The 18,567-nt window shown below is 70.3% G+C and carries 17 protein-coding genes; 5 read left to right on the top strand and 12 right to left on the bottom strand.

The genetic code is table 11. The annotated features are described in order from the left end of the window. Positions 1-53: 53 nt before the first annotated feature. Genes ACFFIC_RS08455 through ACFFIC_RS08435 form a run of 5 tightly spaced genes read right to left on the bottom strand, consistent with a single transcriptional unit; the run spans position 54 to position 4,584 of the window. Entirely contained in the window at positions 54-893 is an 840-nt protein-coding gene (locus ACFFIC_RS08455; protein WP_377049734.1) for an aldose epimerase family protein, read from the bottom strand. A 6-nt stretch (positions 894-899) separates the two neighbouring features. Beyond that, positions 900-1,742, bottom strand: coding sequence for an NAD-dependent epimerase/dehydratase family protein (locus ACFFIC_RS08450; protein WP_377049733.1), 843 nt, complete (start codon positions 1,740-1,742; stop codon positions 900-902). A 7-nt stretch (positions 1,743-1,749) separates the two neighbouring features. Then, positions 1,750-3,030 carry a TRAP transporter large permease gene (locus tag ACFFIC_RS08445; protein WP_377049732.1) on the bottom strand — a complete coding sequence of 427 codons (1,281 nt, stop codon included), beginning with the start codon at positions 3,028-3,030 and terminating at the stop codon, positions 1,750-1,752. Between the two features lie 31 nt (positions 3,031-3,061). Then, positions 3,062-3,595, bottom strand: a complete 534-nt coding sequence (locus ACFFIC_RS08440) for a TRAP transporter small permease (protein ID WP_377049731.1) — start codon at positions 3,593-3,595, stop codon at positions 3,062-3,064. 2 nt (positions 3,596-3,597) lie between these two features. After that, the gene (locus ACFFIC_RS08435; protein ID WP_377049730.1) at positions 3,598-4,584 is read right to left on the bottom strand and encodes a TRAP transporter substrate-binding protein; all 987 of its coding nucleotides are present in this window, start codon (positions 4,582-4,584) and stop codon (positions 3,598-3,600) included. Between the two features lie 149 nt (positions 4,585-4,733). On the opposite strand from ACFFIC_RS08435, the gene ACFFIC_RS08430 reads away from it, so the two are divergent. Further along, entirely contained in the window at positions 4,734-6,095 is a 1,362-nt protein-coding gene (locus ACFFIC_RS08430; RefSeq protein WP_377049729.1) for an amidase, read from the top strand. An 18-nt stretch (positions 6,096-6,113) separates the two neighbouring features. On the opposite strand, the gene ACFFIC_RS08425 is transcribed toward ACFFIC_RS08430, so the two are convergent. The 4 genes from ACFFIC_RS08425 to pnp all read right to left on the bottom strand — a co-directional run bounded on the left by ACFFIC_RS08425 (position 6,114) and on the right by pnp (position 12,811). Continuing rightward, positions 6,114-8,372, bottom strand: coding sequence for a xanthine dehydrogenase family protein molybdopterin-binding subunit (locus ACFFIC_RS08425; RefSeq protein ID WP_377049728.1), 2,259 nt, complete (start codon positions 8,370-8,372; stop codon positions 6,114-6,116). Positions 8,373-8,389: 17 nt separating this feature from the next. After that, a complete protein-coding gene (locus tag ACFFIC_RS08420; protein WP_377049727.1) occupies positions 8,390-8,839 on the bottom strand; it encodes a (2Fe-2S)-binding protein in 450 nt (149 codons plus the stop codon). A gap of 163 nt (positions 8,840-9,002) precedes the next feature. After that, entirely contained in the window at positions 9,003-10,403 is a 1,401-nt protein-coding gene (locus ACFFIC_RS08415) for an NAD(P)H-dependent flavin oxidoreductase (RefSeq protein ID WP_377049726.1), read from the bottom strand. Positions 10,404-10,567: 164 nt separating this feature from the next. Beyond that, the gene (gene pnp / locus ACFFIC_RS08410) at positions 10,568-12,811 is read right to left on the bottom strand and encodes a polyribonucleotide nucleotidyltransferase (protein ID WP_377049725.1); all 2,244 of its coding nucleotides are present in this window, start codon (positions 12,809-12,811) and stop codon (positions 10,568-10,570) included. Between the two features lie 545 nt (positions 12,812-13,356). Here pnp and ACFFIC_RS08405 point away from each other — a divergent pair. Both ACFFIC_RS08405 and ACFFIC_RS08400 read left to right on the top strand, forming a co-directional pair. Beyond that, the gene (locus ACFFIC_RS08405; RefSeq protein WP_043830510.1) at positions 13,357-13,563 is read left to right on the top strand and encodes a cold-shock protein; all 207 of its coding nucleotides are present in this window, start codon (positions 13,357-13,359) and stop codon (positions 13,561-13,563) included. A 317-nt stretch (positions 13,564-13,880) separates the two neighbouring features. After that, positions 13,881-14,012: a hypothetical protein gene (locus ACFFIC_RS08400; RefSeq protein WP_377049724.1), complete on the top strand. Its 132-nt coding sequence runs from the start codon at positions 13,881-13,883 to the stop codon at positions 14,010-14,012. Here ACFFIC_RS08400 and ACFFIC_RS08395 read toward each other — a convergent pair. Next, positions 13,993-14,601, bottom strand: coding sequence for a YbhB/YbcL family Raf kinase inhibitor-like protein (locus tag ACFFIC_RS08395; protein WP_377049723.1), 609 nt, complete (start codon positions 14,599-14,601; stop codon positions 13,993-13,995). The genes ACFFIC_RS08400 and ACFFIC_RS08395 overlap by 20 nt on opposite strands. Before the next feature lie 114 nt (positions 14,602-14,715). Here ACFFIC_RS08395 and ACFFIC_RS08390 point away from each other — a divergent pair, with 114 nt between their 5' ends. Both ACFFIC_RS08390 and ACFFIC_RS08385 read left to right on the top strand, forming a co-directional pair. Then, complete coding sequence (locus ACFFIC_RS08390) at positions 14,716-15,597, top strand: aldose 1-epimerase family protein (RefSeq protein ID WP_377049722.1); 882 nt, start codon at positions 14,716-14,718, stop codon at positions 15,595-15,597. A 325-nt stretch (positions 15,598-15,922) separates the two neighbouring features. Then, on the top strand, positions 15,923-16,699 hold the full coding sequence (locus ACFFIC_RS08385; protein ID WP_377049721.1) for an alpha/beta hydrolase: 777 nt from the start codon (positions 15,923-15,925) through the stop codon (positions 16,697-16,699). 345 nt (positions 16,700-17,044) lie between these two features. Here the strand turns inward: ACFFIC_RS08385 and ACFFIC_RS08380 are convergent, their stop codons facing one another. Both ACFFIC_RS08380 and ACFFIC_RS08375 read right to left on the bottom strand, forming a co-directional pair. Beyond that, positions 17,045-17,428, bottom strand: coding sequence for an H-NS histone family protein (locus ACFFIC_RS08380; protein ID WP_377049720.1), 384 nt, complete (start codon positions 17,426-17,428; stop codon positions 17,045-17,047). A 197-nt stretch (positions 17,429-17,625) separates the two neighbouring features. After that, a partial coding sequence (locus tag ACFFIC_RS08375; protein WP_377049719.1) for a DUF2272 domain-containing protein occupies positions 17,626-18,567 on the bottom strand: 942 nt, incomplete at its 5' end.

Below are 18,567 nucleotides of genomic sequence, written 5' to 3'. Positions count from 1 at the left end.
ACTCCGCGATCCGCTGCCGAACGCGGCGCGATCCGCGAAGGTTGCCGCCTGCATCACGCCAGCGGCAGCAGCACGACGCCTCCCGCGATCGCCGCGCCGCGCACCAAGCGCCTGACGTCACCGAGCGGCGCAAAGCCCGGGCGATTGGCCACGTCGGGCACGTGGCTCACGGGTTCGGCGCAGATCACGCCGGCGCCGCGCGGTGCGAAGACCTGAAGGTTGCGCGACCAGGCGCCTTCCCCGCGCAGCACGAAGCATCGTGCGCCGAGTTCGAGGCGCGCGGTGCCGTCCCATCCGGTGAAGTGCGTGTCGGCACCCGCGAAGGCGTCCTCCCCGCCGTCGATGCCGTTCGACGGGAGAACGGCGACGGGCAGGTTGCGCGCGTCGCGCTCCATCGCGCCCGTCGCGCGGAAGGAAAGGCGCGTGCCGGGCGGGCGCATGAAGAAGGGGTGCCACCCCGTGCCGAAGGGCATTCCGTCCACCCCTTCGTTCGTGACCGTGAGGGCGAGGGAGAAGCCGCGCGCCAGCGTCACCTCCATCCGGGCGGCGTAGCGAAAGGGCGCGATGTCGATGCGCTGCGAGAGCACGGCCCGGTGGCGCTCCGCGCTCTCGACCTGCCAGGGGTGCTCGCGCGACAGGCCGTGCAGGGCCGTGCGCTCGGCGACGCGGTTGCAGGGAAACCGCGCGATCCCGCCGGGATGCGGCAGGCGACCCTGATCGAGCCGGTTGGTCCAGGGCAGCATGAGGAAGGCGCCGGCCCAGTGGTCGTTGGGGTCGGCGCCGGTGGGCAGCGGGGCCAGCACGTCGTGGCCCGCGTGGGACAGCGCCGCGAGAGCGCCGCCGCGCGCGGGCAGCAGCGCCGCGCGCCAATCGCCGCCGGCGATCTCGATCACGCGGGATCAGTCCAGGGAGAACTGGTCCTTGGGCGAGGGCGTCGCGCGCGTGTAGTCCATGGCGGTGTAGCCGCCACCCTGGTAGCGCTCCGTGACGGGGTCGCCCGAGACCTTGGTCCCGACCTTCTCGCGGAAGGCCTCGGCGGTGTCCTGCGGCTCCCAGCCGATGCGGTCGCGGTGGTCCTTGCCCCAGTAGGTGGCGGGGTTCTTGGATGCGCCCCACACCACGGCGTGGCCGATCCGCGGCGCTTCCAGGAATTTCTCCATGCAGCGCGCGAGGTCGGCATAGGAGAGCCAGGTGGAGAGCATCCGCGCGTCGGCCGGCTCGGGGAAGGATGAGCCGATGCGGAGGTTGAGGTTCTCCACCCCGTGCTTGTCCCAGTAGAGGCGTCCCATCAGCTCCCCATAGGCCTTGGAGAGGCCGTAGAAGCTGTCGGGGCGGAAGGCGCAGTCGGCGTCCAGCAGCTCTCCGTTGCCCGCCGGGCGCTCGTGGAAGCCGATGGCGTGGTTGCTGCTGGCGAAAAGGACGCGTGCCTTCTCGCGCCGGGCGGCCTCGTAGATGTGGAACAGGCCGCGGAGGTTGGGGCCGAGCACCACCTCGAAGGGATGTTCGGTGCTGATGCCGCCGAAGTGCAGGATCGCCTGGCACCCCTCGGCCAGGCGCAGGATGGTGGGGCCGTCGTTCAGATCCGCCTTCGTGAAGGCGGCGCCCCCCGGCACGGCGTCCGGGAAGGGGGCGATGTCGGTCAGGCGGAGCGTGTAGCCGGCCGCCGTCAGCGCGGGCGCGAGCGCGCGGCCGAGGTTGCCGGACGCCCCGGTGAGAAGGACGGGGCGTGTCTTGTCGGTCATGCGGGCCTCAGCGGAAAACGGACGGGAGCCAGAGCGAGATCCAGGGAATGTAGGTCACGGCCATCAGAACCACAAAGCTCGCGAGGTAGAAGGGCGCGCTGGTGCGGGTGGCCTCCCACATGGAGACCTTGCCCACCGCGCAGGCAACGAACAACAGGGGGCCCACCGGCGGCGTGATCAGGCCGATGCCGAGGTTCAGGATCAGCACGATACCGAACTGCACGGGGTCCATCCCGGCCGCGACGGCCACCGGCAGGAAGACCGGCGTGCCGATCATGATCAGCGGCGCCATGTCCATGAAGGTGCCGAGCACGAGCAGGACCACGTTGATCAGCAGCAGCATGGCCAGGGGGTCGGAGGTGATGCTCTTCATCATGGCGACCGCCGCGACGGGCACCTGCATCAGCGCCATCAGCCAGCCGAAGGCGGACGCCGTGCCGATGATCAGCAGCACCATGCCGGTGGTGCGGCAGGCACCCAGCACCGCCTCGCGGAAGGCTTCCCAGGTCAGGCTGCGGTAAACCAGGCCGATGACCAGCATGGCGTAGATCACGGCCACGCAGGCGCTTTCGGTGGCGGTGAAGATGCCCGAGCGCACGCCGGCGAAGATGATCACGATCAGCATCAGCCCGGGGGTCGCACCGACCGCCAGGCGCAGCAGCGCCCACCAGCCCGGGAACTGCTCGCGCGGGTAGCCCCGGCGCACCGCGACAAGCCAGGCGACGAACATGATGGCGAGCATCAGCAGCAGGCCCGGGAGGAGCCCGGCGGTGAAGAGGTCCGCCACCGAGATCGCGCCGCCGGCCGCGATGACGTAGAGGATCATGTTGTGGGAAGGCGGGATCAGCAGGTCGATCAGCGCCGCGTTGGCGGTGACGTTCACCGCGTAGTCCGGCGCGTAGCCGCGGGCGCGCATCTGCGGGATCATCACGCCGCCGATGGCCGAGGCATCCGCCACCGCGGAGCCCGAGACGCCGCCGAACAGCGTCGCCGCCACCACGTTCACCTGGCCCAGGCCCCCGCGCAGGTGGCCGACCATGGCGGAGGCCAGCGCGACAAGGCGGTCCGCGATCTGGCCGCGCATCATCAGGTCGCCGGCGAAGATGAAGAAGGGGATCGCCAGCATGGAGAAGATGTTCATGCCGGAGGCGATCTGCTGGAACACCACGATGGCCGGCAGGTCCATCCAGAGCACGGTGACGAAGGCGGCGATGCCCAGCGCGAAGGCGACGGGCGTGCCGATCAGCAGCAGCAGCGTGAAGCTGCCGAGCAGGACCGCAATATCCATGGGTGTGTTCTCTTCCGCGCCGCGGCCAGCGTCAGGCGTCGGTCAGGATGGGTTTGGGGTGCATGTCCGCCGGCGCCCGCAGGCCGGCTGCATGAGCGAGGAGCCGCTCGATCCCGAACAGGGTGATGAGCACGCCACCAAGCACCAGCGGCAGGTATTCCACCGCCCCGCTCAGCCCGATGGTGGGAAGCGTGGTATCGGACACCTCCGCCGCGAGTTCCCCGGTGAACCAGGCCATGCCGATGCCGAAGCCGGTGATGCAAAGGTCCGAGACGATGTCGCAGAACCGCTCGAGCGGGGCCGGCAGCAGGGCCTTCAGCGTGTCGAAGCCCATGTGGAAGCCCTCGCGGACGCCCACGGCGGCGGCGCCCATGATGGTCCAGGCCATCAGCATCATCGCCACGGATTCCGCCCATTCGGGCGTATCGTTCAGCACGAAGCGCCCGAAAACGGCATAGGCGACCACCGCGACCATCGCGAGCAGGGCCACGCCCGCAACGAAAAGGGTCACGCGGCATACGGCATCCAGCGCGGCCGAAAGGCCGCGCTGCGTGCTGGCCAGCATGCTCAGGCCGTCTCGCGGATGCGGGCGACGATGCCCTTCATGCGGGCATCGCTGACGAAGCGATCGTAGACCGGGCCCATGGCGCGCTCGAAGGGCGCCTTGTCCAGGGTGTTGATCTGGGCGCCGGCTGCGATGACGGCGGCTTTGGCCTCCTCGCTGCGGGCCTGCCAGAGGCGCCGCATCTCGGGCACGCTGTCCTTGGCCGCCTGGCGCAGCACCTCCTGCATGTCCTTGGGCAGGCGGTCGAAGGAGCGCTTGGACATGACCAGCACCTCCGGTGCCATGGAATGCTCGGAGACGGAGTAGAACTTCGCCACCTCGAAGTGCCGGAAGGACTGGTAGGAGGGGTAGTTGTTCTCGGCCCCGTCCACCACGCCGGTCTGGAGAGCGGAGTAGACCTCGCCGGTCGGCAGCGGCGAGGGATTGGCCCCGAAGCCGCGCATCATCGCCACCCACATGTCCGAGGCCTGCACGCGGATCTTCTGCCCGCGCAGGTCGCCGGGCTCATGGATCGCTTTGGCGCGCGTGTAGAAGGAGCGTGCGCCGCTGTCATAGTAGCCGAGCGGCACGAGGCCGTGGCGGGTGGCGCCGGAGATGATGTCTTCGCCGATGGCGCCATCCAGCACGCGGTGCATGTGGGGCTCGTCGCGGAACAGGAAGGGCAGGCCGGGGATCACCGTCTCGGGGATCAGGGAGTTGAGGCTGGCCGAGTTCACGCGGTTCAGGTCGATCACGCCGAAGCGCGTCTGCTCCAGCGTGTCCTTCTCCTCGCCGAGCTGGCGGGAGCCGAAGACCTGGATGCGCAGTCGCCCGCCCGAGCGCTCCTCCACCTGCTTGCTCATGAACTTCACGGCTTCCACCGTGGGATAGCCATCCGGATGAACATCGGCGGAGCGCAGCGTAACGGTCTGGGCGGAGGCGCGGCCGGCGATGAAGGGTGCGGCCAACGCTCCGAGCAACAGGGCCCGGCGGGGGGCTTGAATGGACATGGACACTCTCCCGAATTCATTCAGGGTTCCGTTGCCGATAAATCCGGCCGCCGGTAACCCAATGGTTATTCTTAAATTGCTTCCCTGCTCGTTGGGTTGTCAACGGCGCTCGCATTGCCGTTAGGTCATGCAGGCCGCATCCTCGGAACATGAGGACCCTACTCTCCGCCGCCGACGCCCTGGCCATGGGCGACACGACCTCCGCGCAACTGGTGGAGGAGGCACTCGAGCGCATCGCGGCACCGGATGGCGAGGGGGGGCGCGCCTTCGTGGCCGTGCAGGCGGAGGCGGCGCGCGCGGCGGCGGGAGCGATGGACCAGCTGCGCCGCGTGGCCCGCGCGCCCGGCCCCTGGGCGGGCATCCCGATCTCGGTGAAGGACCTGTTCGACCAGGCGGGCGCGGTGACGGCGGCGGGCTCCGTCGCGCGGCGGGACGCGGCGCCGGCAACGGCGACCGCGCCGGCCATCGCGCGGCTGGAACGCGCGGGCTTCGTGGTGCTGGGGCGCACCAACATGGTGGAGTTCGCCTTTTCCGGCACGGGACTAAACCCGCATCACGGCACCCCGCGCGCGCCATGGGACCGCGAGACCGGCCGGGCGCCGGGGGGCTCCTCCTCCGGCGCGGCGGTGGCGGTCGCAGATGGGATGGGGTTCGGCGCAATCGGCTCGGACACCGGCGGCTCCTGCCGGGTGCCGGCGGCGCTCTGCGGCATCACGGGCTTCAAGCCCACCGCGCGACGCGTGCCGCTGGCCGGGGCCTTCCCGCTTTCGGCCACGCTGGACAGCATCGGTCCGCTGGCGCCCTCCGTCGCCTGCTGCGCGGTGCTGGACGCGGTGATGGCCGGGGAAGACGACGAGTCCCCTCCCCCGGCCATGCCGCTGGAAGGGCTGCGGCTGGGCCTGCCGAGCGCGACCTATCTGTTCGACGGCATCGCGCCGCCCGTGGCCGCGGCCTTCGAGATCGCGCTGCGGCGGCTGGAGGCGGCGGGAGCGCGATTGATCGACGTGGCATTGCCGGAGATCGCGGAGATACCGGCCGCCAACGCCGCCGGGGGCTTCGCCGCGGCGGAGGCCTGGGCGCTGCACCGCGAGCTGATCGGCCGGGCGCGCGACCGCTACGACCCGCTGATCCTGGCGCGGATCGAGGGCGGGGCCAGCATGTCGGCGACAGACCTGATTGAGCTGATGGCCGAGCGGGCACGGATCATCGCGGCGATCGCCCCGCGCACGGCACCCCTCGACGCCATTCTCGCCCCCACCTGCCCGCTGACGCCGCCCGCCATCGCGGAACTGGCCGAAGCGGACGCCTTCAACCGGATCAACAGATTGCTGCTGCGCAACACGTCCGTGGCGAACTTCCTGGACCGCTGCTCCATCAGCATCCCCTGCCAGGCGGAGGGCGAGGCGCCCGTGGGGCTGATGCTCACGGGAGAGAACGGAGGCGACCGGCGACTGCTCGCGGTGGCGCGCGCGGTGGAAGATGCCCTCACGCGGGAGGGGGCGGGGCGCTAAACGCCCCGCCCCCGTCCCTCAGGCAGAGCCGAGGCGGGTCTTCGACATGGGCAGGCTGCGGATGCGCTGTCCCGTCAGCGCCGCCACCGCATTGGCCACCGCGGGCGGCACGCCGGGCACGCCCGGCTCCCCCACGCCGCCCAGCGCCGCGCCGCTCTCCACCACGCGCACATGCACCCGCGGCATGCGGGCATGGGGCAGGATGGTGTAGGCGTCGAAGTTACGCTGCTGCGGGGCCCCGCCCTCGTAGGTCACTTCCTCCAGAAGGGAGGAGGACAGGCCGATGGCGGCGGCGGAGCGGACCTGGGCCTCAATGATCGCGGGATTCACGGCGCGGCCCGGGTCGATCGCGATCCACAGGTCATGGACCTGGATCTCGCCATCGGTGATCGAGACCTCGGCAATGGTCGCGACCTCCGAGCCGAAGGGCGAGGCCATGGCCACGCCGCGCGCGCGTCGGCCGCCCTCGGCGTCGAAGGGGCCGCGCTTCCAGCCGCCGGACAGCTCCGCCACGGCGCGCAGCAGCGTCGCGTGGCGCGGGCTGTCGCGGAGCATCGCGAGCCGCATCTCGAAGGGGTCCTTGCCGCCGGCCGCGGCGAGTTCGTCGAGGAAGGACTCGTAGAAGAAGTCGTTCATCGAGTGGCCGACCGATCGCCAGAAGGCGATGATCGGGGGCTGGGCCACCTTCACGCAGTCCACGCGCTTCGCGCCGATCGCGTAGGGCTTGCCGGCGATGCCCTCCACCATCGAGGAATCGATGGGCTGGTTGGGGGTGAAGTAGCGGCCGATGGGTCCTTCCCCGACCGCGGCGGCCTGGAACGCGACGGGCATGCCGTCCGCGCCCACGGCGCCCTTGAAGCGCACGAAGCCCATGGGGCGCAGGCCGTCGCGCAGGAACTCCTCCTCGCGCGTCCAGAGCACCTTCACCGGGCGGTTCACGGCCTTGGCCAGCGCGATGGCCTGCGGATAGGGCGCCGAGGCGTCGTAAAGGAAGTGCCGGCCGAAGAAGCCGCCGAGGATCGGGGAATGGATCTTCACCTTCGCCGGCTCCAGCCCGGCGATGCCGGCGGCGGTGGCCTGGAACATCTCGGGCGCCTGGTTGGGCAGCCAGAGATCCAGCGTGCCATCCCCGTTGAAGCGCGCGATGGCGGAGGGAGGCTCGAGCTGCGCGTGGGCGAGGTAGGGCGCATCGTATTCCGCCTCGACCGTCCTGGCCGCGCCCGCGAAGGCGGCGGCGAGGTCACCGCTTTCCTCGGCCGGGTTGCCGGCGCCCTTCTCCGCGCGAAGCGCCGCGAGCATGCCCGCGGAGGAGAAGTCGGCCGGCAGAGCGCGGGGGCTCCGCCCCTCCGTCCAGGTGACGTTCAGGGCCTCCACCGCCTTGCGGGCGCGCCACCAGCGGTCGGCCAGCACGGCGACGGCGCCGGGCAGCCTGTGGATGGAGTGCACGCCCGGCATGGCCCGCACCTCGGCCTCGTTGGCGAGGTCGCCCGGCTCCTGGCCCAGCCGCGGCGCGTGGGTGACGGCGGCCTGGAGCATGTTCTCGACCGAAAGGTCGATGGCGTACTCGGCCCGGCCGGTGGACTTGTCCCGCGCGTCCAGCCGGGCGACGGGCTTGCCGATCCAGCGGAAGGTGGCGGGGTCGCGCAGCGAGGCGACCTCGCTCGGCTGCAGCTTCATCGCGGCCTCGGCCAGCTCGCCATAGGCGAGGGAGCGGTTCGACGCCTTGTGGACGACGCGGCCGGGCTCCGTGGCCAGCTCGCCCTCCGGCACGTCCAGCCGCGCGGCGGCGGCGCGGACGAGCATGTTGCGGGCGCTCGCCCCGAGCTGGCGCATGGTGGCGTAGCTGGAGCGGACCGAAAGGCTGCCACCCGTGAGGCGCCGGCCGTTCACCACGAGGTAGTCGGCGCCGGGCGGCGCGCAGTCCACGATGAAGTGCGCGGGGTCGAAGTCCAGCTCCTCGCCCACGATCTGCGCCATGGCGGTGGCGATGCCCTGGCCGCCCTCCACGAAGGGCGACAGGAGGCGGACCTTGCCGTCCCCGCGGATCTCCAGGAAGGCGGCGACCTGGCTGCCGGGGCGCGGGGCGGCGGCGGCCATGCCCTCGCCCTGCGCGCGGGCGGTCCGGTTGCCGGCCAGGGTGCCCAGCAGCAGCGCGCCGGCGCCGATGCCGAAGAGGCCGCGGCGGGACAGGTTGGCGACGCCGTTCTCGGGGATCGTCACCTCGGCCGGGGGCCGGCCGAGGATGGCGTCGGTGGGGGGAATGTTCATGCCGTCCATGATGCGCGCTTTCCCGCTCAGGCCGTCGCGGCCTGCCGCACGGCGGCGGCGATGGCGTTGTAGGTGCCGCAGCGGCACAGGTTGGTCATGGCCGTCGTGATGTCCTCGTCGGTCGGCTTCGGCGTGGCCTTGAGCAGCGCGGTCGCCGCCATGACCTGGCCGGACTGGCAGTAGCCGCACTGGGCCACCTGCCCGGCGGTCCAGGCCTCCACCACCCTGGCGCCGACGGGGTCCTGCTCCACCGCCTCGATCGTGGTGACCTCCATGCCCACCACGCTTTCCGCGGGGGTGACGCAGGAGCGGGTGGCGTTGCCGTCCACCAGCACCGTGCAGGCGCCGCATTGCGCGATGCCGCAGCCATATTTCGTGCCGGTCATGCCGAGCGTGTCGCGCAGCACCCAGAGCAGCGGGGTGTCGCCCTCGGCGTCCACCTGCTTCGCCTGGCCGTTGATCTTGAGTTCGAGCATCGCCTGTCTCCGCCTGGAGTCCCGGGGACTCCTGTTGCGGCGAAACTAGGCTTCCGGCCGACGGAATGTCACCCGGCGGCCCAGGAGCGCGGCATCACGGAATGAGGACGGCCCGGCCCCCTCGCGGGGACCGGGCCGTTCGATGCCGCACGGGCCGGGTCGCTCAGCGCCCGGTCATGATCCGGCCCACGAGTTCCTTCACCGTCGGGATGAACCCGTTGGAGTAGAAGGGATCCTGGGCGAAACGATAGGCGTTGTGGCCGGCGAACATGAGGTTGTGCTCGGGATCGCCGCCATGGCCGATCTCCTGCAGAGTCTTCTGGATGCAGAAGGAGCGGGGATCGGCCTTCTTGCCGTTGGAGTGATCGTCCGTGTGCTGGGCCCAGTTGGAGAAGCGGCACTGGGAAAGGCAGCCCATGCACGCGATCTGGTCCGCCACGATCTGGCGGCTGGTCTCGGGGGTGACGAAGATCAGCGTGTCGTCAGGGGTGCGCAGCGCCTCCGTATGGCCTTCGGCTTCCCACTGGCGGACATGCTCGAGATCGGCCGGCACGAGATAGACGGGGCGCTTGCGGGGGCCGACGCCATAGGTCGCCGAGTGCTCGCCGATGGGTTGGGCGGTATAGGCCACCTGACGGTGGCTGCGTCCCTCCAGCTCGCGCAGGAAGTCGTTGCGCACGGCGCTGGAATAGAAGCCGGTGGGGGAGAAGTTCTGGAGCGACACGTCGCCGGGCTTGAGGGTCAGCAGGCGCTGCTTCCAGGCATCCGGGATCGGGCTCTCGCGGGTCACCAGCGGGCGGGTGCCGAACTGGAAGGCGATGGGGCCGAGCTCGGGGTTGTCGAGCCAGTCCTGCCATTCCTCCAGCCACCAGACACCGCCGGCCATGATGATCGGCACGTCGCCCAGGCCGAACTCCCGCATCTGCTGGCGCAGCTTCAGCACGCGGGGGAAGGGATCCTCCGGCACGCGCGGGTTCTCGGAGTTGGACAGGCCGTTGTGGCCGCCGGCCAGCCAGGGGTCCTCGTAGACCACGCCGCCCAGCCACTCGCTGGCCTTGGAATAGGCGCGCTTCCACAACGCGGCGAAGGCGCGGGAGGAGGAAACGATGGGATAGATGTGGACCCGGTATTCCCTGGCGATATCGGCCAGGCGGTAGGGCATGCCGGCGCCGCAGGTGATGCCGTTGATGAGGCCCTTGGCCCCCTCCAGCATGCCGCGCGCCACGCGCTCCGCACCGCCCATCTCCCAGAGGATGTTGGCGTGAACCCGGCCCTGGCCGTTGGAGCGCTCATAAGCCTCCCGCGCCTGGGCGATACCGCCGGCGATGCCGTAGGCGACCAGCTCCTCGTGGCGCTCGCGCCGGGTCTTGCCGTGGTATTCCTGGGGGATGATCCGCCCCTGGGCATCGTAGCTGTCGGCATTGACGGCGGAGAAGGTGCCGATTCCTCCCTCCGCAGCCCAGTTGCCGCAGGATGCGCCGTTGGACGCCGAAACGCCCTTGCCACCCTCGACGAGGGGCAGGACGTCGGCACCGCCCATGCGGATGGTGTTGATCGCCTTCACAGCCGGGATGTTCCTGCAACAGGGGCAAACATGGGTTAACGAGGGCCGCATATGGCGCGGGCCGGGGGAATGAAACAGTCCCCCGGCCCGGCATAACGCTTCTTACGAGCCGTGTTTTCAACGGATGCCCTCACGGGGACGGCGAACCGTCCCCGCGGAGCCGGTCAGTCCTGGCGGCGGGGGCCGCGGTCGCCGCCACGGAAGCCGTCGCGCTCGCGGCGGGGGCCGCGCTCGCCGCCCCGGTCGCCACCGCGATCGCCGCCTTCCTCACCCTCGGGGCGGGGGCGCTTGGCGCCGACCTGCTCCGTGATGTCGGCGCCGGTCTGCTGGTCCACCGTCCGCATGGACAGCTTCACCTTGCCGCGGTCGTCGAAGCCGATGACCTTGACCTTCACCTTGTCGCCCACCGAGACGACGTCCCCAGTGCGGCTCACCCGCTCCTGGCCGAGCTCGGAGATGTGGACCAGGCCGTCCTTGGCGCCGAGGAAGTTCACGAAGGCACCGAAGTCGGCCACCTTCACCACGGTGCCGTTGTAGATCGCGCCCACCTCGGCCTCGGCCGTGATGCCGCGGATGCGGTCGATCGCGGCCTGGGTCGCCTCGGTGCTGCTCGACGCGATCTTGATCGTGCCGTCGTCCTCGATGTCGATCTTGGTGCCGGTCTGCTCGACGATCTCGCGGATCACCTTGCCGCCCGTGCCGATCACTTCGCGGATCTTGTCCTTGGGCACCTGGATCACGGTGATGCGCGGCGCGGTGGCCGCGACCTCGCCGCGGGAGCCGGACAGGCCCTTGGCCATCTCGCCGAGGATGTGGATGCGCCCGTCCTTCGCCTGATCCAGCGCGATGCGCATGATCTCGAAGGTGATGGAGGTGATCTTGATGTCCATCTGCAGGGCGGTGATGCCCTGCTCGGAGCCGGCCACCTTGAAGTCCATGTCGCCGAGGTGGTCCTCGTCGCCGAGGATGTCGGACAGCACGGCGAAGCCCTTCTCCTCCTTGATCAGGCCCATGGCGATGCCGGCGCAGGGACGCTTCAGCGGCACGCCCGCGTCCATCAGCGACAGCGAGGTGCCGCAAACGGTGGCCATGGAGGAGGAGCCGTTGCTTTCCGTGATCTCCGACACCACGCGGATGGTGTAGGGGAACTTGTCCTTCTCGGGCAGCAGCGGGTGGATGGCGCGCCAGGCGAGCTTGCCGTGGCCGATCTCACGCCGGCCCGGGGAGCCCATGCGGCCGGTCTCGCCCACCGAGTAGGGGGGGAAGTTGTAGTGCAGCATGAAGTCCTCGCGGTACTCGCCCGCGAGGGCGTCGATGATCTGCTCGTCCTGGCCGGTGCCCAGCGTCGCCACGCAGAAGGCCTGCGTCTCGCCCCGGGTGAACAGCGAGGAGCCGTGCGAGCGCGGCAGCACGCCGACCTCGGCCACGATGGGGCGCACGGTCTTGGTGTCGCGGCCGTCGATGCGGATGCCGGTGTCGAGGATGGTGTTGCGCACCACGTCGGCCTCGAGGCCCTTCATGAGGCCCTTGGCGGCGGCGGCGTCGTAGCCCTCGGCCTCCAGCTTCTCGGCGATCGCCTTCTTCACCGCGCCGACCTTGGCGTAGCGGCTCTGCTTGACGGTCTCCTTGTAGGCCTCGGCCATGTCGGCGGCGCCGATCTCGGCGATGCGGGCCTTCAGCGCTCGCTCGGCGTCCGACACCTCGGTCAGCGCCCAGGGCTCCTTGGCGGCGCGCTCGGCCAGCTCGATGATGCCCTGGATGACCGGCTGGAAGGCCTTGTGGCCGAACTCCACGGCGCCGAGCATCACGTCCTCGGACAGCTCCTTGGCCTCGGACTCCACCATCAGCACGCCCTCGGCGGTGCCGGCGACGAAGAGGTCGAGCTCGCTGGTCTTCACCTGCTCCATGGTGGGGTTGAGGATGTACTCACCCCCGGCATAACCCACGCGGGCGCCGGCGATCGGGCCGAAGAAGGGAATGCCCGAGATGGTCAGCGCGGCGGAGCAGCCGACCATGGCCACCACGTCCGGGTTGTTCTCGAGGTCATGCGAGAGAACGGTGGCGACCACCTGGATCTCGTTGCGGAAGCCCTCGGGGAAGAGGGGGCGGATCGGGCGGTCGATCAGGCGGGAGACGAGCGTCTCGTTCTCGGAGGGACGGCCCTCGCGCTTGAAGAAGCCGCCGGGGATCTTACCGGCCGCATAGGCCTTTTCCTGGTAGTTCACGGTCAGCGGGAAGAAGTCCTGGCCCGGCTTCACGTTGCGGGCGCCGACCACGGTGCAGAGGACGATGGTGTCGCCCAGGCGGGCCATCACGGCGCCGTCGGCCTGGCGGGCCACCTTGCCGGTCTCGAGGGTGAGCGTCTTGCCGCCCCACTCGATGTCCTTGCGGTAGTAGTTGTCGAACATGCGTGCATCCTGTCGGCCCCATCCGGCCGGATTGCCTGATGGGACGGTGTTGCGACACGGATGGGATGAAGGGTCTCTGCGCCCGCCCCGCCCGCGCTTCGGGTGGGGGGTTCCCCGGCGCTTCGGGCGGCATGGGGTCCGCGCGCCATTCCTGCGCGACGGGTGTCCATGTGGCCGGAAACGCCGCGGCGTGGCCGTTCCTGTCAGCCCACCGCATACGCGGAGGGCGGGCGGAACCTTCGCGGTCCAGCCCGGCGGGCGGCTATATGACGGCTTCCCCGTGGGAAGGCCAGGGAAAAGACACCGGAAAAGGCCGCCACGGCAGATGCGCCGGCCCATCCGCCGGAACCACAGGGCGCGGGAAAGCGGTCCAGGGCCGACGGAGGTTGCAATTCCTTCATGCGGCCCCAAATCCAGTGCGCCACGCTGGTCCGGACCGCGTTCCTCGCCCCTCAGGGGCGGACCGGGCCCGACTTCCTGCCGGTTCCTGCCTCCTGGCCGGGGCCGGCCCGTGGGGCAACCTCCTTGCGAAAGATGTGCGATCGATGCCGACCGGAACCGTGAAGTGGTTCAATGCGACCAAGGGCTACGGCTTCATTCAGCCGGATGATGGCTCCAAGGACGTTTTTGTTCACATCTCGGACGTGACCCGTGCGGGGCTTCGCGGCCTGAACGAGGGTGACAAGCTCTCCTTCGAGGTCCAGAAGGACCCGAAGGGCAAGATGTCCGCCGCCAACCTCCAGATGGGCTGAGCCCTTCTTCGATCTGGACACGGGGCGGCCCGGGCCGCCTCCCGTTGATGGGTGATCCAAACCGCCCGCGCGGCCGGGTATGGGGTGTCGCATGGCCATTGGCCCGGTGACGCCCCTGCCCCCTCCGCCGGGATCTTTCGCCAAGGCAATCCGCCGGGAGTTCCGGCGGCTTTGGCAACCTCGGCCGTGATCGTCACGGCCGTGACACGGGGCCGCCCGATGCCCGCTCCGAAATGGGTGCGGGCCATGGTGGCCCATGAGACGTCCTGGCGACGCGGAAACGCCGTCCGGGCCAAACAAAGAAGAAACATTTGATTATGCAGACCAACACCAGCCCGCTGGCCCATCGCCAGCCTCTTTCCACCGCCCACACCACCCCGCGCCCCGGTTCCGCCGGTACGCTCAGCGAGGCCGAGATCCGGCAGATTGTCAGCGAGATCCTCGGCTGATCAGGGTGCCGGCCCGGCGGCGCCGGGTTTCGGCCGATCGCGCATAGGTGCCGATCAGGCACCCCTTCGCGATCACCCCTTGCCCGAGGGCGGCCCTCACGGCGCCGCGGCCGGGGTTGCTTCCCAGCCCTTCCGGACGCCGCCGCAGGGCGAAGACCTGGAAGGCGTAGCGGTGCGGCCCATGGCCGGGGGGCGGATCGGGCGGCAGCCAAGCCCTGCGGAAATACGAGTTCCGGCCGAGCCCCAGGCCGGGCATTCCTTCCAGATCCCCGGCGGCGAGCCCCGCGCCTACCAGCGGCAGGCGGGTTGCGATGGCGTGCACCATAGGACGCGGTGTCGGGCTGTCGGCGTCCTCCACCACCAGCAGCAAGGCGGCGGCGTCGGCTGGAAGGCCGCGCCATGACAAAGGCGGGGACAGGCCGGCGCCGTCGGCCGTGTACAAGGGCGGGATCGCGCCCCCCTGCAGGAAGGCCGGGCTGGTCACCTCGATCACCGCCGGCACGTTCACCCCGGCGAAAAGCAGCGCGTTGATGCCGGGCCGCATGCGGGACAGGGCGCGGCCGAGGCCGGCAGGCAGGACTTGCAGCATGGCGTCTCCGTCATGGGCCGGGTGCCACCCTTGCGGACATGGCCCTTTGTGACAGGGACGCGCCTGGGGGGTTGCGGGTTGCGTGCGGGGCGCCGGCATCGCATCCCTGGGTGCATGAGCGAGCTCCATCGTTTCGGAAGCCAAGGGCTGACCGCCGCCGTCTCGGCGGAGGGAGCGGAGCTGCGGTCCCTGCAGGATGCCTCGGGCGGGGAATGGCTCTGGCAGGCGGGCCCGGCATGGCCGCGGCATGCGCCCGTGCTGTTTCCCCTGGTGGGGCGGCTGCCGGGGGACGTTCTCCGCCACGCGGGCCGCGAGCACCGGATGAGCCAGCACGGCTTCGCGCGCGACCGGCGCTTCGAGTGGCTGCGGCGCGACTCTGATGGCTGCTCCCTGCGCCTGGCCGACGACGCGGCGACACGGGCGGCCTATCCCTTTCCTTTCACCCTGGAGCTGGACTGGGTGGTGGAGGCGGGGCGGCTGCGCTGCACCGCGACCGTGTCCAACCCGGGCGAGGCCCCCCTCCCCTTCAGTCTCGGCGCCCATCCGGCCTTCGCCTGGCCCCTGCCGGGGGAGGCCTCGGCGGAGGGGCACTCGCTGTTCTTCCCGGGACTGGAATCGGGGGTCCTGGAGGCGCGGCGGCTGAGCGGCGGGCTGCTGGACGCGGCGGAGCGGATCCCGCTGACCGGCGGCACCCTGCCGCTGCATCCTCGCCTGTTCGATGCCGACGCCATCGTGCTGCCCGGCTTCCCGGGCCGCCGCATCCGCTACGCCGCGCCCGGTGCCGCTCTGGAGATGGGATGGGAGGGCTACGGCGACCTCGGCCTCTGGTCCAAGCCGGGAGGCGCGGCGTTCCTGTGCCTGGAGCCCTGGTGCGGTACGGCCGCCCCGCTGGGCTGGGACGGGGCGTTCTCCGGCAAGCCCGGCATCGTGCTGCTGGCGCCTGGCGGTTCCCGCGCCTTTTCCTGGTGGGTGGCGGTGGAGGGGCCTGGAGCCTGACCAACCGCCGCGCCGGGCCATCCAGCCGAAAAGCCCATGCGCGCAGAGATCCGCCAGAGGCGAGGCGCCCGGGGATGACGTTTGGCTTCACGCCCTTCCCCGCATTCCGGCCGCGTGCCTTCCGTCGGGTGTTGGGCGCGCAGGCCGTCAGGACGCGGATGGAGGAGAGCAGGAAGTTCACCCCACATGCCTGCGCCGGCGCCGCCCGGAGGCGGGCAAGCGGGGCGGCTGCGAGCAGCGAGAAGGCGTGGCGCCGGTTTATGGGGGTCCGTCGCGTCGGGGTGAGGTGCTTGACGCGTCGCGGGCGGCCCGCAGATTGGCGGGCATGAAGATCTGGCGCGACTACGACCAGGCCGGGCTGGACGCGGCCTATGACCAGCGGGTCTGGGCCGAGGACGCGGCGGACTGGATCGCGCGCTATGCCGCGGACACCGCCGCGGCGCGCGCGGCGCATCCGCCGGAGGTGCACGACACCGGGGCGGGGCTGCTGGACCTCTACCGCGCGGCGCCGCCCGCGCGGGGAATTCACCTGCACGTGCATGGGGGCGCCTGGAGGAGCCTGACACGGGCGGATGCCGGGATGGCGGCGCCGGCGCTGGTGGCGGCGGGGCTGGACGTGGCCGTGCCCGACTTCCGCCTGCTGCCGGAGTTCCGGCTGCCCCATATGGTGGAGGACGTGGTGGCGGCCTGCCTTTGGGCAGCCAGGCGTGGGCCGCTGCACCTGTCCGGCCACTCCTCCGGCGCGCATGTGGCGGCGGTGGCGGCCACCGATCCGCGCGTCGGGCCGCTTCTGCGCTCGGTCACGCTGCTGTCGGGCTTGTATGACCTGGAACCCGCGCTTCTCTCGGCACGTGGGGCCTATGTGGCGCTGGAAGCGGCAGAGGCGCTGGCGCTGAGCCCGGTTCACCATGTCCGGCGGATCGCGGCGCCGGTGGTGATCGGCTACGGCACGGCGGAGAGCCCCGAGTTCATCCGGCAGTCGCGGGACTTCGCGCAGCGGCTCGGCGTCACGCCGATCGTGCTCGAAGGGACGAACCACTTCGCCACCGCCTATTCGCTGGCGGAGGGGCCGGTGCATCAGGCCATGCTGGCGCTGGTCTGAAAGGGCGTGACCGCTTTCTCCGGCTTGCGGGAGTGGAGGAGGAGCGCGCATTGGGCAGGTGGCAAGGCGTCGGCGCCGCTCGCACGGGGAAAGAATGCCGGGCTGGCGGCCCAAGCCGATGTGGCGCCCGATAACGCGACTTTTCCGGACAGGTGCCGGTTATGAGAGGTGGAGGCGGATTGTTTGGGCATACCCGGAATTCTTGTAGCGCGGCCGCACCAGACGAAATTCAGCACAACAGATTTTCGTTTTATCTGATGAAAACACAAATCAACGGACCGCCGTTTCCACGGCGGTCCCGGACATCGTGAAATGAAAAATCACCTCGCTAAGCGGGCGTGCCGTTCAGAGGCGGAATTCTTCCCGCTTACGACCTTCGGCTTCCATGGCCGAAAGCCAGCGAGGCATACGGCCGCGACCACTCCAGGTTTCACCATTCGGCCCGCGGAAACGCACGGCAACGGAACCCCCGGCATCCCGGCGGGTGCGCCGAGCGGGGGAGGAGGAAGGCGCCCCGGCGCCGGCGCCGGGAATGAGCGAGTTCAGTTCCAGGCCAAGCTGGGCAGCCTTGCCACGAAACTCCTCGATCAGCGCGGCCCTCGCCTCATCCTGCTTCTCGGCACGTTTCGCCTCGGCAGCCTCGATCAGGGCGGTCAGTTCCTGCGCACTCATGGAGTCCAGATCAAAGGCAGACTTCCGCTTGGACGCAGCTTCGCCTGAATCGGCCATTATTCCCTCCTTTGGGGATACCAGAATCCGCGCGGCCCCCGCACGGCATTAAGCCGTCCAGGTCAGCGCGTGGCGCGGAAGATGGTTATATCCGAAGATATTGTCGATCCCCTTTCCGCAGGTTCATGCGGAGAATGCGCAGGAATTCGCACAAACGCGGGAAAAGCTTCCTTCGCGCAACCCTTTGTAGCAGAGGGTTAACGAAAGGGCGCGACGCTGCTCATTGAGATAACCGGCGAAAAATGAAACGGCGGGATGCGGCCAAGCCGATTCTCGATCACCGCGAAGACCACGGCTTCGCCGGCCGGGCGCGGAAGAAGGAAGCCGGCCGCGTCGGTGGCATACAGGCTCATCGTCACGGCATCGGCGATGTTGCCACCCACCGCCTCCGCCGTGCCGGGCGCGGTGCGCAGCACGATGTCGCAGTGCATGGGGCGGAACAGACCGGTTTCCGGCACCCTTTCCCGCCAGGAGGGAAGCGGGCGACGGGAACGGTCGGCGCAGATGAGGTCACCGGGCTCGGGCGCACGGGCGGCGGGGTCATGCGGGACAAAGGGCGCTTGCGCGGGAAATTCACGGGCATCGCGCAGGATGGCGTCAAGGTAGAAGGCGTGGGCGGCGGAAGCATGGAACTCGCGCTCGTCCACCCCCGCCGAGCGCATCACAAAGGACACGAAGGCGGCGGACCAGGCGGGCTCGGACCAGACCCCCTCGGCCGGGGCGCTGGTCCACCCTGATGGCTGGTTCAGAAGCTGGACCGGAAGCTGGGCGGACCAGCGCGCACGGTTGCGGGCGATGGCCGCTGCCGCCTCCTCGTCCGGCACGGCCCGCCAATAGGCTAGGACGCGCGGAAAGGCGTTGGGAGAGCCCTCGGCGCCGCTGGCGGGACGGGGCAGGCCGGGACCGGCGGCGATGCGACCCCACTCGGTCCACTCGGCCTCGACGATGCGCAGCAGGCGGGCGCGAACGGAGGGTGGATAGGCAATCGGGGCCTCCCGCGGCGGCGAGGGCGCCGCGCAGCCCGCCGCCAGCAGAAGGAACAGGGCCGCGAACAGGCGGATCAGGGAGCTGCGGCCGCAGGCGATCGCGCTGGGGCGACGATCGCAGGCGATCGCGCTGGGGCGACGATCGCAGGCGAT

It is taken from the genome of Muricoccus vinaceus (genome assembly GCF_042433125.1).
Lineage (GTDB): Bacteria > Pseudomonadota > Alphaproteobacteria > Acetobacterales > Acetobacteraceae > Roseomonas > Roseomonas vinacea.
This window is presented reverse-complemented; position numbering and strand designations above follow the sequence as displayed.